General features: G+C 65.5%; 12 protein-coding genes. 8 read left to right on the top strand and 4 right to left on the bottom strand.

The window, feature by feature from the left end; all coding sequences use genetic code 11:
* Positions 1-4 precede the first annotated feature (4 nt).
* From K940_RS0101970 to K940_RS0101955, 4 genes are all read left to right on the top strand, one after another.
* Entirely contained in the window at positions 5-379 is a 375-nt protein-coding gene (locus K940_RS0101970) for a DUF742 domain-containing protein (protein ID WP_028476131.1), read from the top strand.
* On the top strand, positions 360-962 hold the full coding sequence (locus K940_RS0101965) for an ATP/GTP-binding protein (protein WP_196812076.1): 603 nt from the start codon (positions 360-362) through the stop codon (positions 960-962). The genes K940_RS0101970 and K940_RS0101965 overlap by 20 nt, the downstream gene beginning before the upstream one ends.
* A gap of 51 nt (positions 963-1,013) precedes the next feature.
* The gene (locus K940_RS0101960; protein ID WP_028476129.1) at positions 1,014-2,537 is read left to right on the top strand and encodes a carboxyl transferase domain-containing protein; all 1,524 of its coding nucleotides are present in this window, start codon (positions 1,014-1,016) and stop codon (positions 2,535-2,537) included.
* 109 nt (positions 2,538-2,646) lie between these two features.
* Positions 2,647-3,504 (top strand): aldo/keto reductase, encoded by an 858-nt coding sequence (locus tag K940_RS0101955; RefSeq protein WP_028476128.1) that lies wholly within the window; start codon positions 2,647-2,649, stop codon positions 3,502-3,504.
* 21 nt (positions 3,505-3,525) lie between these two features.
* Here the strand turns inward: K940_RS0101955 and K940_RS0101950 are convergent, their stop codons facing one another.
* Positions 3,526-4,632 carry an NAD(P)-binding domain-containing protein gene (locus K940_RS0101950; protein ID WP_028476127.1) on the bottom strand — a complete coding sequence of 369 codons (1,107 nt, stop codon included), beginning with the start codon at positions 4,630-4,632 and terminating at the stop codon, positions 3,526-3,528.
* An 88-nt stretch (positions 4,633-4,720) separates the two neighbouring features.
* Here K940_RS0101950 and K940_RS0101945 point away from each other — a divergent pair, with 88 nt between their 5' ends.
* Genes K940_RS0101945 through K940_RS26645 form a run of 4 tightly spaced genes read left to right on the top strand, consistent with a single transcriptional unit; the run spans position 4,721 to position 9,169 of the window.
* Positions 4,721-5,449 carry an enoyl-CoA hydratase gene (locus tag K940_RS0101945; protein ID WP_028476126.1) on the top strand — a complete coding sequence of 243 codons (729 nt, stop codon included), beginning with the start codon at positions 4,721-4,723 and terminating at the stop codon, positions 5,447-5,449.
* Entirely contained in the window at positions 5,449-6,591 is a 1,143-nt protein-coding gene (locus K940_RS0101940) for an MBL fold metallo-hydrolase (RefSeq protein WP_036527260.1), read from the top strand. Before K940_RS0101945 ends, K940_RS0101940 begins: the two co-directional genes overlap by 1 nt.
* Positions 6,592-6,630: 39 nt before the next feature.
* Positions 6,631-8,940 carry an ATP-dependent DNA ligase gene (locus K940_RS0101935; RefSeq protein ID WP_028476124.1) on the top strand — a complete coding sequence of 770 codons (2,310 nt, stop codon included), beginning with the start codon at positions 6,631-6,633 and terminating at the stop codon, positions 8,938-8,940.
* Positions 8,941-8,983: 43 nt separating this feature from the next.
* Positions 8,984-9,169 carry an antitoxin gene (locus tag K940_RS26645; protein ID WP_036527258.1) on the top strand — a complete coding sequence of 62 codons (186 nt, stop codon included), beginning with the start codon at positions 8,984-8,986 and terminating at the stop codon, positions 9,167-9,169.
* A 62-nt stretch (positions 9,170-9,231) separates the two neighbouring features.
* On the opposite strand, the gene K940_RS0101925 is transcribed toward K940_RS26645, so the two are convergent.
* The 3 genes from K940_RS0101925 to K940_RS26640 form a co-directional block, all read right to left on the bottom strand.
* The gene (locus tag K940_RS0101925; protein ID WP_231390216.1) at positions 9,232-9,774 is read right to left on the bottom strand and encodes an ammonium transporter; all 543 of its coding nucleotides are present in this window, start codon (positions 9,772-9,774) and stop codon (positions 9,232-9,234) included.
* Positions 9,775-10,136: 362 nt separating this feature from the next.
* Entirely contained in the window at positions 10,137-10,886 is a 750-nt protein-coding gene (locus K940_RS0101920) for an energy-coupling factor transporter transmembrane protein EcfT (RefSeq protein ID WP_028476122.1), read from the bottom strand.
* Between the two features lie 37 nt (positions 10,887-10,923).
* Complete coding sequence (locus K940_RS26640; protein WP_081706099.1) at positions 10,924-13,059, bottom strand: ABC transporter ATP-binding protein; 2,136 nt, start codon at positions 13,057-13,059, stop codon at positions 10,924-10,926.
* Positions 13,060-13,081 lie beyond the last annotated feature (22 nt).

Below are 13,081 nucleotides of genomic sequence, written 5' to 3'. Positions count from 1 at the left end.
TGGGATGGACATAGAAGATCACCGCGTGGGGAGTGGCGAGCCGAGTCTCGTCCGTCCGTATTCGTTGACCGCGGGTCGCACCAGGCCCGCGGTCGAGTTGGCGTTGGAGGCCCTGGTCGCATCGCATCCGGTTGCCTTGGAGCAGCAGTTCGAACTGACCGACATCGAGACATCGATCGTGGAGTTGTGCAGAGAATCGCCCTCCGTTGCCGAGATCGCCGCCCGACTGAGTGTCCCCATCGGAGTAGCGCGCGTGCTGGTGGCCGACCTGATCGCAGCAGGGCACGTACGTGTGTCGGCGACTTTGAAAGACGATTCCAGCGACGATGAACGTCGCGAGCTGATCGAAAGGGTTCTCAGTGGACTCCGGCGTATTTGATTCGACGACGCAGGTCGACACTCGCTCCACCAAGCCGACATCGGCGAAGATTGTGGTGGCGGGTGGCTTCGGTGTCGGGAAGACCACATTGGTCGGTGCTGTTTCGGAGATCGTTCCGCTACGCACCGAGGCGTTGGTGACCAATGCCAGTACTGGAATCGACAATCTGACCGGTATTCCGATGAAGTCGACCACCACGGTGGCGATGGACTTCGGTCGGATCAGCCTCGCGAGCGACCTGGTGCTGTACCTGTTCGGCACGCCGGGCCAGTATCGATTCTGGTTCATGTGGGACGATCTGATCCGCGGTGCCATCGGCGCCGTGGTGTTGGTCGATACTCGCAGACTCGAAGACAGCTTTGCCGCGGTCGACTACTTCGAAGCGCGGAACCTGCCGTTCCTGGTCGCACTCAACGAATTCGACGATGCGCCCCGTTATCCGGTCGAGGACATCCGGCAGGCGCTGGCCGTCCCCGCAGATGTGCCGATCTTGTCCATCGATGCGCGGCGGCGAGAGCCGGCCAAACACGCGTTGGTGGCGCTCACCGAGTATGCGTTGAGCAAGGTCATGCAGGGATACTGAGTGCGCATGTGGCCCGCGCAAACACCAGGTCCAAGCGGATAGGCTGGCCCGGTGCGGACTTCGGCCCGAGAGTTGCTGGACCAACTACTCGACAAGGACTCGTTCGTCAGCTGGGACCGGCCGCCGGTTCCAGTGGCCGCGGCCAGTCGTTACCGTGAGGTATTGCGGCTGGCGGCCGAGACGGCGGGTACCGACGAATCGGTACTCACCGGAGAAGGATCGTTGTGCGGGCGTCGCGTCGCCGTGATCGCATGCGAGTTTCGATTCTTGGCTGGTTCCATCGGAGTCGGGGCGGCCGAGCGGATCGTCGCTGCGGTGGAGCATGCCACCGAACTCGGTTTGCCTCTGATCGCTTCGCCTACCTCGGGTGGTACCCGGATGCAGGAGGGCACGATCGCCTTCGTGCAGATGGTGAAGATCGCCGGAGCGATCACGGTGCACAAGTCGGCCGGCCATCCATATCTGGTCTACTTGCGAGACCCTACGATGGGCGGCGTGTTCGCTTCGTGGGGTTCGCTGGGGCATATCACCTTTGCCGAACCCGGTGCACTCATCGGGTTCCTCGGCCCCCGGGTCTACCAATCTCTGTACGGCACATCGTTTCCGGAAGGCGTGCAGACCGCCGAGAATCTATACCATCGTGGCGTTATCGACGGTGTGCTGTCGATTCCTGTCTTTCGACGTATCGCACATCGCGCGCTGAGCGTGTTCAGCGGCATACCGCTACCCGATCCTGCTGTAGCACACCAGGATATCGCGCGACCCGTGGATCCTCGTGCCGAATCGAATCGGTCCGACGGTGACACCGCGTGGCAGTCGGTGCTGAAATCGCGTCGTCCCCAGCGGCCTGGAATTCGTGATCTTCTGCGTCATATGACGCAACGAGTTGCGCTCAGCGGCACCGGGCAAGGGGAGACGGATCGCGCGACCGTGCTTGCCCTGGGTCGCTTCCGTGGTCAGCCGTGCGTGGTGTTCGGCCACGACCGTAGCGGTCGACGAGGCGAGAACACCATGGGCCCGGCCGCCCTGCGTGAGGCACGACGCAGCATGGCGCTTGCCCAACAATTGCATCTGCCGCTGGTATCGGTCATCGACACGGTGGGCGCAGCACTGTCGAAAGAGGCGGAAGAACGAGGGCTCGCACCTGAAATCGCCCGTTGTATAGCGGAACTGGTTACGCTGGCGACTCCGACGGTGTCGGTGCTGATCGGTCAGGGCACCGGCGGCGGCGCATTGGCATTGCTGCCCGCCGACCGAGTTCTTGCGGCTACGCACGCATGGTTGGCGCCGCTGCCGCCCGAGGGCGCCAGTGTGATCGTCTTCCGTGACACCGACCATGCTCCCGAACTCGCCGCGGCTCAACGGATCAACGCTGCCGATTTGCTTGCCGACGGCATCGTTGACCGTATTGTGCCCGAATGTCCGGATGCGGCGGATGAACCGGATGATTTCGCTCGCCGGATGGTCGCCGCGCTCGCCGGCGAACTCCATATGCTGCGCGCTCGCCCCGAGTCGGAGATGCTGCGGCAGCGGCAGCTGCGATACCGCAGGCTCGGGCTGCCCGGCCAGGGGTGATAGTGCTCGGCGCGACATATCGGTCGATGTTCCGATTGTGGGCCTACCGCATTCCGACGCGTCCGAACTCGGGTTTGACGGCCCGTCGCTGCGCTCTTACCGTCGAAATATGACTTTCCGTAGCGTCACCAGCCGTGTTCCGACCACGGCGCTGAACGACGGGACGGCTATTCCGCAGCTCGGTCTCGGTGTCTACAAAATTTCCCGCGACGAGATCGTCGATGTCGTCACCACTGCGCTCGCTGCGGGCTACCGCAGTATCGACACCGCCGTGGACTACGGGAACGAAGCGGGCGTAGGTCGCGCGATCCGGGAATCCGATTTGCCTCGAGAAGAGGTCCATGTCACGACCAAGCTGTTCAATGCCGACCAAGGCTACGACAACACGATGCGTGCTTTCGATGCCAGCCTCGCCCGACTCGGATTGGACTATGTCGACCTGTTCCTGATCCACTGGCCCGTGGCGGCCGCCGACCTCTACGTCGAAACCTTCCGCGCCTTTCAGGCACTGAAATCGCAAGGGCGGGTCATATCGATCGGCGTCTCGAACTTCACGGTCGCCTATTTGCAGCGCCTCGTTGCCGAAACCGGAGAGACACCGGTGGTGAACCAAATCGAGTTGCACCCCAGGTTGGCGCAGCGGCAGTTGCGTGAGTTCCACAGCGCCCATGGAATCGCAACCGAAGCATGGAGTCCGCTGGCCAAGGGGTCCTTCCTCGACAACGAGGTCATCGCCACAGTGGCCGGCGCAGTTGGTCGCACCCCGGCACAAGTCATCCTTCGCTGGCACATTCAACTGGGCAATGTCGCCATCCCGAAGTCGGCCACACCGGAGCGGATCGCGGCGAACCTGGATGTATTCGATTTCGAACTCACGCCGGAGCAGATGGATGCGATCGGCACCCTGGACAGTGGTGTGCGTGTAGGTCCGGACCCGGAGACGTTCACGGCGGGACTGATCGATTGAGCCCAGCGGCCCCGGTGCGCGTCAGCGTAGCCCGAGATGCTCCATGAGTTCGACGGCCGCGACACGCCCCGCGCGGTTGGCGCCGATGGTGCTCGATGAGGGACCGTAGCCGACCAGGTGGATGCGGGGGTCGGCGGCCACTCGGGTGGCCAGACGCCCGGTCATGGTGATCCCTCCGCCGGGTTCACGCAGCCGCAACGGTGCGAGGTGATCGAGTGCACTGCGGAAGCCGGTGGCCCAAACGATCACATCCGCGCGTCGAAAGGAGCCGTCGCCCCAGCGCACGCCATCGGGCTCGATACGCTCGAACATGGGCAGCCGTGCGAGTGCGCCCCGCGCGCGGGCCGATCGCAACCGGGCGTCGAGTGGGAGACCGGTGACCGATACGACCGATCCCGGCGGCAGGCCACGCCGTACCCGGTCTTCCACGATCGCCACCGCCGCCCGCCCGTCATCGGCGGTGAACGGGCCTTCGCGGAATCGCGGTGGCTTTCTCGTCACCCACGTTGTCGTGGTGACTCGAGAAATCTCGTCGAGCAGCTGCACAGCCGATAGACCGCCGCCGACCACGACGACATGTTTTCCGGTGAACTGCTCGGCACGGTGATAGTCCCGGGTGTGCAGTTGGCGCCCAGTGAAGGTCTCCGCGCCGGGATAGGACGGGACGAACGGGCGTTCCCAGGTCCCGGTGCAGTTGATCAGGCCGCGTACTCGAATCGTGTCTGCGCCGCCGTCGACTTCTGCGTTCAGGCGCGCGTCGTGTTGGGCTGGGGCTCCGTTCTCGGTGCGGTCACAGACCACCGTGACCGATACCGGTCGTCGTACCCGGAGGCCGAACCGTTCTTCGTATACCCGGTAGTACTGCGGAACGGCGGCTGCTGCGGCGGCAGAGCGTGCACCGGACGGCAGTGTTTCCGTAAACGACATACCGGGCAGGTCGTGCACCGCGTTGACGGTCTCCAGGGTCAGCGAGGGCCAGCGGAACTGCCATGCGCCGCCGGGCTGCGGGTAACGATCGACGAGGAGAAAGTCCCGCTCGGCGCGCAGCCCCAGCCGCTGTAGGTGATAACCAGCCGACAGCCCTGCCTGACCAGCGCCGATCACCATAATGTGGAAATCGGTCGACACAGTCGATGATGGTATCGCCCACCGCGGGCGAGCGGTCGTCTGTGGCAGAGTGAAGACAACGAGACGGACGTTCATTTGGGGAGGTCGCATGCTCGGTGTCAGCCGCGACGGTGACGTGGTCACCATCGAACTTCAACGAGAGGAGCGCCGCAACGCACTCGACCGGGAACTCGTGACGTTGTTGCGGGAAGCCGTCCTCGCCGCTGTCGCCGATCGGGCGCGGGTCATCGTGTTGACCGGACGTGGTCCGGTCTTCAGCGCAGGCGCCGATCTGTCCGGGGTACATTCGGACGACTTCTTGTCGAGCTGGATGGAGACGCTGCGAACCATCGAATCGGTGCCGTGCCCCGTGCTCTCGGCGGTCAACGGCCCCGCGATCGGTGCCGGAGTTCAATTGGCACTCGCCTCCGATCTGCGGGTGGTTGCGCCGGAGGCATACATCGCGATACCGGCGGCGAGATTGGGGATCACCGTGGACAGATGGACGGTGCGTAGACTGGTCGCACTCATCGGTGGCGGGCCGGCTCGGGCTGTGTTGTTGGGGGTGGAATCGGTCTCGGCTCAGGATGCCCATGCTTTCGGATTCGCGAGTCGAATCGGCGGGCTCGCCGAGGCACAGGCCTGGGCGCAGCAGATCGCGGCCCTGGCTCCGCTATCACTGCGCCATTTGAAGTTGGTGTTGAACGACGAGGGTGCACGCGATGCCGAGACAGCCCAGCAGCGCGCCGCCTTGGAGGCGGCGTGGTTGAGCGAGGACGCTCGAGAAGGCCGTTTGGCCAGGCAGGAAAGACGAGTCGCGAAATTTGTGGGGCGGTGATGGCGATTCGGAGTGTCGTTGCGGCGTTGACGAGCGTACTCGGCATCGGTTGGATGGTCCGCGCAGCGCGCGGCGTCCCATCGGCTCTGGGCGCTCCCATCTCGGCGATTGCGCCGTACGCAGCAGGCGCGACGACCTATCGGGATCGCCGATTCCACAATAGCGAGCCCAGCAGTCAGATCGTCGCTGGCTCGGCTGGGTCGCTGGCGCTCTCGCTGCTGACCCGCCGCACCGTCGGCCGGCCACGCGGAACCATTCCTGTGCGGACTCCTCGAGTGCCCAGATCAGCCGCCGATCTCGCGCTGACCTGGTATGGCCACGCCACAACGCTGATCGAGGTCGATGGCTACCGAATTCTCACCGATCCGGTGTGGAGCGAACGAGTTTCGCCCTCGCCGCTGATCGGGCCGGCTCGAATGCATCGGGTGCCACAGCCATTGTCCGACCTGCCGGTACTCGATGCGGTGATCATCTCCCACGACCACTACGACCATTTGGACCGAGACACCGTGTGCGAACTCGTCGCCCGACAGCGTGCCCCATTGCTCGTTCCGATCGGTATCGGCGCGCACTTGCGACGGTGGGGTGTTCCGCAGGACAGGATCATCGAACTGGATTGGGGTGGTTCGGTATCGCTCAGCGACCTCGGTCTCACCTCGAGCAATAGGGATCTGGCGATCACCTGCACCGAGGCGCGGCATTTCTCCGGGCGGGGCCTTCAGCGAAATACCACCCTGTGGGCTTCGTGGTCGATCGTCGGTCCGACGCACCGGGTCTACTTCGGCGGCGACACCGGCTACACCAAGGCCTTCGCCGACGTGGGTGCGGCGCTCGGTCCGTTCGATCTGACCCTGCTGCCGATCGGTGCCTACGACGAGCGGTGGCCGGATGTGCACATGAATCCCGAGGAGGCCGTGCGCGCGCACGCCGATCTGTGCGTCGGTGATTCCGGGCACGGGTTGCTGGCGCCTATTCACTGGGCGACGTTCAACCTTGCCTTCCATCGTTGGTCCGAGCCGGTCGAGCGGATGACGACCGCGGCGCGGGCGGTCGGCACCACGGTCGCAGTGCCGATGCCGGGACAGCGTGTGGACGTCATGGCCGCGCCTGCCGACCAGGCATGGTGGGAGTCTGTCGATTGAACCGCTGCGGCTGATCGGCTATCGGAAGGACCGACGGCGATGGGCATCGAGGTCGAGCTGAGCAATCTCGACAAGGTGTTGTATCCGGTCGCAGGTGTCACCAAGGGTGATATCGTCGCCTACTATTCGGCGATCGCCCCGGCGATGCTCCCGCATGTCGCCGGCCGACCGGTCACTCGAAAACGGTGGCCCGACGGGGTCGCGTCTACACCGTTCTTCGAGAAGAATCTACCGCGGTACGCGCCGTCGTGGATCGCACGCCGGAGCGTGATGCATTCCAGCCGCGAGGTCGTCTATCCCTTGATCGAGTCCGAGGCTGCATTGGTATGGCTCGCGCAGCAAGCTGCACTGGAACTGCATGTACCGCAATGGCGTTTCGAGGGCGATCGCCGAGGGGCGGCTACCCGGTTGGTCTTCGATCTCGACCCGGGAGACGGCGCCGGACTTGTCGAATGCGCCGAGGTGGCGGTCGCGGTGCGGGACATGGTCGAGGGTATCGGCCTACGCGTGTTCCCGGTCACCAGCGGCAGCAAGGGGATTCATCTCTATGTTCCGCTGGATCGCGATCTCGGCCCGGGCGGCTGCACCGCCGTGGCCAAGAAGGTGGCCACGAATCTGGCCCGGCTGCATCCCGATCTGGTGACCGCGGTGATGGCGAAGTCGGCCCGTCGTGGAAAGGTCTTCCTCGACTGGAGCCAGAACAACGCATCCAAGACCACCGTAGCGCCCTATTCGCTCCGCGGCCGGCAAGAGCCCTATGTCGCTGCGCCGCGCACGTGGAATGAGGTAGAAGCTCGAAAGACCCTGCGACAAATCCGTTTCGACGAAGTAGTGGCCAGATTCCGATCCACGGGTGATCCACTCGCCGAGTTGGATCCCGTCCGGGCGTCCGGTACTTCGGTTGTGGCGCAGGTGGGTGTCGACGCGTTGGCGCGGTACCGGTCGATGCGCGATTCGGCGCGAACGCCCGAGCCGGTCCCCGCCGAATCTCCTCGTCCAGGGACGAACGATCGTTTCGTCGTTCAGCGACACGAGGCGCGGCGGCTGCATTGGGACGTGCGACTCGAGCGTGACGGGGTGCTGGTGTCCTGGGCCGTGCCGAAGGGACCGCCGACGTCGCCGACACAGAACCGACTCGCGGTGCGTACCGAGGACCACCCCATGGAGTACCTCGATTTTCACGGCGTCATCCCCAGGGGTGAATACGGGGCGGGTGAGGTGACCACATGGGATTCCGGCACCTATTCCACCGAGAAGTGGCACGCCGGTGAAGTCGTCGTGCGTTTCCACGGTACCCGGCTCATTGGGCGGTACGCGTTGATCCGGACCGACGGTGATCACTGGTTGATGCACCGAATGCGGTCATCGAGCACCGTTGCTTCCATGGGTGAACTCGGCGCCGAGCCACAGGAGTCCGGCGGTCGCACCATCGAGCCGCGAACCGGGACGCCACCACCGCGAGGGCTCGCGCCAATGCTGGCCACTGCCGGCGATATCGGCGAGTTCGACTCCGACGACTGGTGCTTCGAGACCAAATGGGATGGATTTCGGGTGCTCGCGGAGGTCGATTCCGGCGCGCTCACGGTGCGCAGTCGGGCCGGACATGTGGTGACCGAACGCTACCCGGCGATGGCCGCGTTGGCCCGAGAATTGTCCGGGCATCGGCTGGTCTTCGATGGTGAGGCCGTGGTCTTCGATGATCGGGGCGTTGCCAACCTCGGTTTGTTGCAGGCCGACTCGCGCCGGGCGGTATTCGTCGCCTTCGATGTCCTGTATGCGGATGGGATCTCGTTGTTGGGCAAACGGTATATCGACCGTCGTCACGTCTTGGAGGTGCTTGCTGCCCATGCTCCGTCGCTGGTGGTGCCGCCATGTCTGGCCGGCTCCGGTGCTCAGGCGCTGCGCTACAGCCGAGAGCACCATCTGGAGGGAGTGGTCGCCAAACGCAAGGATTCGGTGTATCTACCCGGCACGCGAGGGCATTCGTGGGTGAAGCAACGCAACTGGCGCACACAGGCGGTGGTGATCGGTGGGTGGCGACGGAGCGCGGCGCGAAACGTCAAGTCTGTGCTGGTCGGTGTTCTGCACGATGGACGATTGTTCTATCTGGGAAGAGTCGGTGCCGGATTCACTGCGGCGGATATTGCGGACCTGTCCTCGCGGCTGCCTGCGATCGAGTGCGAGAGTTCTCCCTTCCACAACGATCTCACTGCATCCGAACGTCGGGAAGTAACCTGGGTGACGCCGAAACTCGGTGGCGCCGTGCGATTCATGGATTGGACTCGTACGGGCCGGTTGTGGCATCCGGTGTGGCTCGGTACGGCATCCTCGGTGCTCGACGGTGGGTAGGGTGAATACACCGATATACCCAGTGTGAAACAAGGACTGCGCGATGGACTTCAAGAACGTGGCGGGCAAGGCGATGCGCCTGGCTCGTAAGAACGCCGACAAGCTGGACGTCGTGATCGACAAGGCGGGCGACGCAGTCGACAAGAAGACCGGCGGCAAGTATGGCGGCCAGGTCGACGCCGCGCAGAAGGCGGCCAAGAAAGCGATTCGCAGCCGCCGTCGGTGGTGAGCGGGGCATGGCCCTCGCGCAGGCGAGAGACCATGCCCCATGACCGGTTTGCCGGCGCGGGGTCAGTCCTTGTTGTGCCACCTGGTGGTCCCCGGCGCGGCGAGCAGCGTGTTGATCACGTTGAAACCGGCGATGACCAGAGTGGGGCCGCCGACGATGATGGTGCCGATGACCGTGCCGATACCCGCGCCGGCGGCGAGACCGGCGATGCCGCCGGTCAGACCGATGAGTGCGCCGACGACGGTGCCGAGGAATCCACCGATCGCGACGGCGAGACTCAGCTGGGTCTCGAATTCGTCCATCGCTTTGTGATTTTCCAACGGCGAGGCGACCTGCCGTGCTCGCAATGCGTCCCGCACGGCAGTCAACTCGAGGACTCGATCCTCGCCACGCACCGCGTGCGGCAGGGGAAACTCGAGCCCGTTGTCTCGGAAGGTGAGTGGCATCGTCAGTGCCACGTTGCCCGCCTCGTCCCTGATGTCGACCACGTCGCCGCGCACGTCGAATGTGCCATGGCTGAGAGTCGTCACGATCCGATCGCCGATCAGTTCGGCCCGGTATTCGATGTTCGGGGGCGCCGTTTCGGGCGCATCCGCATGGCTCACGCCAGCTCCCACCGTCAGTGTGGCGACGAGTGGTAGTACAGCGGCGGCGACGTGCCGGAGAATCATTCTCGGTTTCCAATCCTCATCAAAAGTCGAGCAAGACAAGCAGCAGCGCTGGCTTCTCTTCCCTCTCACTGGCGTGGACGTCCGTGGCATGATCTTGACGGACGACTACATCCGAGTGGTAAAGGTAGCGTGAATTCGGAGAATTGGGGCCGAAATGAGCTAGTTTCACAGTGACTCGGCGGAAATCTCCCGTTGAGGGTGGACGGGAGCTGCAGCGCCGGACTCGGCGAGGCCTGAGTTCGACGGCCGTCGCCACACTCGGGTGAGCGGCGGCTGGGCTCGGGCGCCGGGTTCGGTCAGAGCAGCAGGTGAAGTCCGACGCTGCCCAAGCAGATGGTGCAGACCGCAGCGAGTGCCAAAGCGTCACGGCGCCCGGGAGAGCTGGGGTGGGCAGTGAGCTGCCCGGTGCCCCCGCGAGCACTGATCGCTTCGCCGAGTTCTGCCGCGCGGCGGGTGGCCACCGCAAGGACCGCGGTGAGAATGTCCATGACCGCGGTCGAGATATCCATGACCATGGCGCGACGCGATGCCCCGTTTCGGCCACGCAGACGCCGGGCCGCGCGCAGGATCCGGATTTCCTCGAGGAGTAGTGGCAGCCCCCGCAGCGTCAAGGCGACTACAACGGCCCATTCGTCGACTGGAACCCGGAATGTGCGCAATGGCCTACCCAAGGTGGCCAGAGCAGGGGCGATCTCGCCCATCGGCGTGGTCCATGCAATGAGAAACGAAGCAGCCACCAGGATCAGGCCGAACACCGTAACCTGCGCATATCGCAGCATCGCGTCGGCGCCGACCGGCGCCGTGGTCAGACCTCCGACCACGAACAACGCCCAGAACCACCAGGGCAGGCGGGGCAGCGTGCCGAGCGGCAGTCGGGCCAGGGCGCCGACGACGACCAGGAAGGCGACCATCACACCGAGTACCGGCCAGGACGGTACGAAGATCAACACTACGCTGATCAGGAATGCGCCGATCAGCTTGGTGCCCGCCCACAGACGATGCACCGGACTGGCAACGGGAACTCGACGTAGGAGCACGGCACTCATCGGCGCCCTCTCGGTATTCGGTGCAGGTGGCGTGACATCAATGGCCTCCGTGCTCGATGTGCCGCGCATCGTGTTCGGGCACGCGCGATACGCGACGGCCCGTCGGAACGGGTGTCGTCCCGGGTCCGGACTCGGGGGCCACGATGCGTCCGGACTGCAGGCGCACCGTTCGATCGCATACTGCCGCCAGATCCGCTATATCGTGTGAGATCACGATCAAGGTGAGGCCAGAGTCCCGCAGCCGGGCCAGCAGGTCCACGATGTCCGCACGGCCCCTCGGGTCCAGTCCGGCAAGTGGCTCATCGAGCACGACCACCTGCGGACGGCTGGCGACGAGCGCAGCCAGTACCACGCGTTTGGCCTGCCCGCCGCTGAGTTCTTCGATGGAGCGCGCAGCCAGTGACCGATCCAAGCCCACGTCGTCCAGCGCGCGCCCGGTCGTGCCCGACCCGGTCGCGTAACCACCCCAGTCCGCGATCTCCGCGGCGACCGTCGGTTTTTGCAGCTGCAGGCGCGAGTGCTGAAACGCCAGCGCGACGCGTCCGATCTGCTCGGCGACCGGTGTTGCGCGTAGCTCGCAGCGGCCCGAACTCGGTCGGAGCAGACCTGCCATGACCCAGGCGAGCGTGGACTTGCCCGAGCCGTTCCCGCCGACGACGAGCAGCGCTTCGCCGCACCGGACGGACAGATCGATGCCGTGGAGTGCGGGCGCTTCCCACGGGGTCCTGGGGTTGTAGGTGTGTTTCACGCCGTGTAGTTCGAGGATCGGTTCGCCCATCGGCCGCCGCCGTGGATCACGGGTCGGGCGAGGCCACGCGGGTAGCCGCCCGACGGCGCGGCCGCCGGCCACGTGGACCACGCGGTCGGCGGCCTGGGCGTCGGCTTCGTGATGGGTCACCAGAACCACGGCCATCGGGCGCCGTTTCGGCAGTGTTGCGAGTAGTGCCACGAGTTCGCGGCGTCCGTCCGGATCGATCATCGAGGTCGCCTCGTCCGCGATCAGCAGCGCTGGGCGCCGGGCCAGCGCCGCGGCAATCGCCAGCCGCTGTTGTTGGCCACCGGACAGGGTCGCGGTTTCCACGGCGCCCATTCCGGTGAGTCCGACCTCGTGGAGCAGGTGGTCGACGTCGACCTCGGCGGCAGCCGTCGGCGGGAGTCCCCACACCACGTCGTCGGCGACGAGCACACCCAAGGTTTGGCTTTCCGGTCGCTGCGACACCACAGCCGTACCGCCGACGCGCCCCAACCCGGCCGAACCGGGGCGCTGGATCGTTCCCGTGGTGGGCGGCATTCCGGCGAGCAACCGGGTGAGAGTCGATTTGCCCGAACCGTTGTGTCCGACGACCGCGACGAATTCACCGACATCGACGGTCAGGTCGATGTCGTGCAAGGCTGCGCGCGCCGCGCCGGGATAGCGGAAACCGACCCCACGCAGCGTGACCGGCAATGGCCCGGCGGGTCGATCGTCGCGAGATGCGTCGAGTGGGTCTCGGCCGGGCAGCCACGCGAGCCGGTCGAGCACCGAGCCGAGCACATACCAGGAAAACACACCGGTGGTGACGACGCCGAGCGCCACGCTGCCGCCGATCCACGCCCACCACCAGCGCAACACGGAGTCGGTGAGGTCTGCTGCCATCCGTCCGAGCGGCTCCAGCTGTGCTTGCCGGGCGGCCAGTTCCTGCACGCCGCGCGAGAGGTTGCGGATATTGTCGAAGACGAGGTTGCGCGTGGTCGACAGTGCCGCGAGCGCGCCAATGGCGACGGCAGCCCACGCCAGCCCGGCGACCAGGGTGAGCGCGAAGACCGTGACGATACCGCCACCGCGCCGTTTCACGCTGCCGACGATCCCGCCCATCGTCGCGGTGGCGACCAACGCCAGCGCCGGCATCACGCCGGCCGCGACGAACGTGACCAAGGTCGCGGCCAGGGATGCGGTGGCCAGCGCTCGGAAGCGACAGCGGTGTGCGATGAGTGCGATCGGGACGGCGGCGATCATCTGCAGTCCGGCGGCGAGGGGAACCACCGACCCCACGGTCACCAACCCGACGGTCGTCCCGCCGAGCACCGCCCCGGTGGCCAGCTCGATCGGCCGGAGCGACCCTCGCTCTCCCGGTTCGCCCGCCTGGGCCAGTGCACTCACAGCACAAGTCTGCCAGCCCGGCGAACCACGCATGGCAGGGCAATCCACGCCAGCT

Source organism: Nocardia sp. CNY236, assembly GCF_000482385.1.
Lineage (GTDB): Bacteria > Actinomycetota > Actinomycetes > Mycobacteriales > Mycobacteriaceae > Nocardia.
The sequence above is the reverse complement of the archived record's forward strand: the minus strand, read 5'-3'. Positions and strand labels throughout refer to the sequence as shown.